The sequence below is a fragment of the Ideonella sp. P3_A4 genome, assembly GCF_056403075.1.
Genome location: NZ_JBFUGE010000883.1, coordinates 1 through 1,989 on the forward strand (window position 1 = coordinate 1; position 1,989 = coordinate 1,989).

Below are 1,989 nucleotides of genomic sequence, written 5' to 3' on the forward strand. Positions count from 1 at the left end.
GCCAAGCAACCCTGGATGAACTCGCTCAGCGCATTGACTTCGGGGATGTGGATGTCGCGGCGGCCCTTCTCAACGAAGTGGATCAGCTTGTCGCGTGCCAGCTTGGACAGCGCGCGGCTCACCGTTTCCAGCGTCATGCCAAGGTAGTTGCCGATCTCGGCACGCGTCATGCGCAGCGTGATCTGGTCGGTGCGCAGGCCACGCTTGGCGAGTGATTCGGCCCAGTAGCGCAGGAAATCGGCCACGCGCGCGTCGGCCGGCAGCGTGCACACCGACATCAGCGAGTCGCGGTCGCGGGCGATTTCGCGGCTCATCGCACCGTGCAGCACCGTCAGCAGCGCCGGCTGCGACGCGCAGGCCGAGAGCAGTGCGTCGTAGCGAATGACCCAGACCTCGCCGATGTCCATCGCCACCGCGTCGCACGAGTACTGGTTGTTGGCAATGCCGTCGAAGCCCAGCCAGTCGCCGCGGAACTTTAGGCCCACCACCTGCTCGCGCCCGTCGGGTGACAGCGTGACGATCTTGAAGAAGCCCGAGTTCAGGATGTAGAGGTTGCCGAACTGCTCGCCGGCCTGGTAGATGACGTCACCGGCGTGCACCACGCGGCGCTGCGGCGCCAGCTTGTCGCTCAGCAGTTTCAGCGTGTCGGCGATGGCCTGGCTGGCGCGCTGGTTCGCACCAGCATCACTCCTCGGTGCCCGGAACATGGCCGCCACGGGGGCCAAGGCCGGGGTGCGGTGCGAGGTGGCGGTGCTGAGCATGTCGAACTCTCCTGAAGGGCGGTGCGTGAGGCGATGAGTGAATGCTAGGCAGCGCCCGACAACGGCATGCCAACGGCCAGCGTCGCTCGGTAACGCTGCGTCAATGCTGTGTATCAGCTCGGTATCAACACAAATCGAACGGCGAGGGGTTGACGGGCATCAATGCCGCGCCCCGTTGGACCCGTAGGCTTCACTTCCAGGCTTTTGCACCCCGGACCGACCGCTCTTCGTCATGCTCCCGTCCCACCAAACCGGCCACCTCGATGCCGCGCTGCCAGCGCGGTTCGATCGCCAGGCGCTGCTCGACGCGGCTCGCCTGTTGCAGCGTGCCGCCCAAGCCGGTGACACGCGGCCATTGCTGCGGGGCAAGAAACTCGGGCTGCTGCGTGGGGCTGACGAGTCGAGCGATGCCTGGCACTTTTGCAGTGCCGCCCACGAGCTGGGCGCCCACGTGGCGCAGATCCGCTCGGCCTTCACGCCGGACAGCACCCCGAGCGAGGTGCAAGACACGGCACGCATGCTGGGCCGCCTGTACGACGCCGTCGAGTGCCAGGGACTGCCGCCGTCGCTGGTGAATCAACTGGCCGATGCAGCCGGCATCCCGGTGTACGACGGACTGGCGCCGCCTTCACACGCCAATGCAGACCTGGCACGCCAACTCGCCGGCAACGAGCCCTGGGCCGACAAGCAGCGCTACGTCGTGCAGGCCATGCTGTTGGCGACGATCACCTGACCGGCGCCCGCAGCGCTATTCGACGCGAAGCACGTCCAGGCTCGACACTGGCGCCGCGGTGTTGCCCCACGACCGGCGGATGTAGGTCACGACGGCAGCCAGGTCGCTATTGCTCAGCGTCTGCCCGAACGGCGGCATGCCAAACGGCGCCGGGTTGCCTGTGGTGGTTGGGGCAAAACCGCCATGACGAATGACCTGCACCAGGTTGTCATACGAACCCAGGTTGACCGCCCGATTGCCCGCCAGGGCCGGGTAGATGTTCGGCACCCCTTCCCCTCGGTCCCCGTGGCAGGACGCGCATTGCGCCTCATAGACTTTGCCGCCTCGCGCATACGCTCCGGCGTCCGCACGATTGTTCTTCGCTGGCTCGGGCTGCTTCACGGGCAGCGAAGCCAGGAACTGCGTCATCGCGTCGAGGTCCTGCTCGGTGAGGTACTGCGTGCTGCTGAAGACGACTTCGGCCATCGGCCCGGCGACCGAGGCGTGTTCAGACAC

General features: G+C 66.6%; 3 protein-coding genes. 1 reads left to right on the top strand and 2 read right to left on the bottom strand.

Features of this window, described 5'->3' with window-relative positions; translation table 11 throughout:
- Positions 1-761: Crp/Fnr family transcriptional regulator (locus AC1DYI_RS34030; RefSeq protein WP_477208522.1), on the bottom strand; the 761-nt coding region annotated here is incomplete at its 3' end.
- Positions 762-993: 232 nt separating this feature from the next.
- Between AC1DYI_RS34030 and AC1DYI_RS34035 the strand changes: the two genes are divergently transcribed.
- Positions 994-1,494, top strand: coding sequence for a Rossmann-fold NAD(P)-binding domain-containing protein (locus tag AC1DYI_RS34035; protein WP_477208523.1), 501 nt, complete (start codon positions 994-996; stop codon positions 1,492-1,494).
- 15 nt (positions 1,495-1,509) lie between these two features.
- Here the strand turns inward: AC1DYI_RS34035 and AC1DYI_RS34040 are convergent.
- Positions 1,510-1,989 (bottom strand): c-type cytochrome (locus AC1DYI_RS34040; protein ID WP_477208524.1); only part of this gene is annotated, 480 nt, incomplete at its 5' end.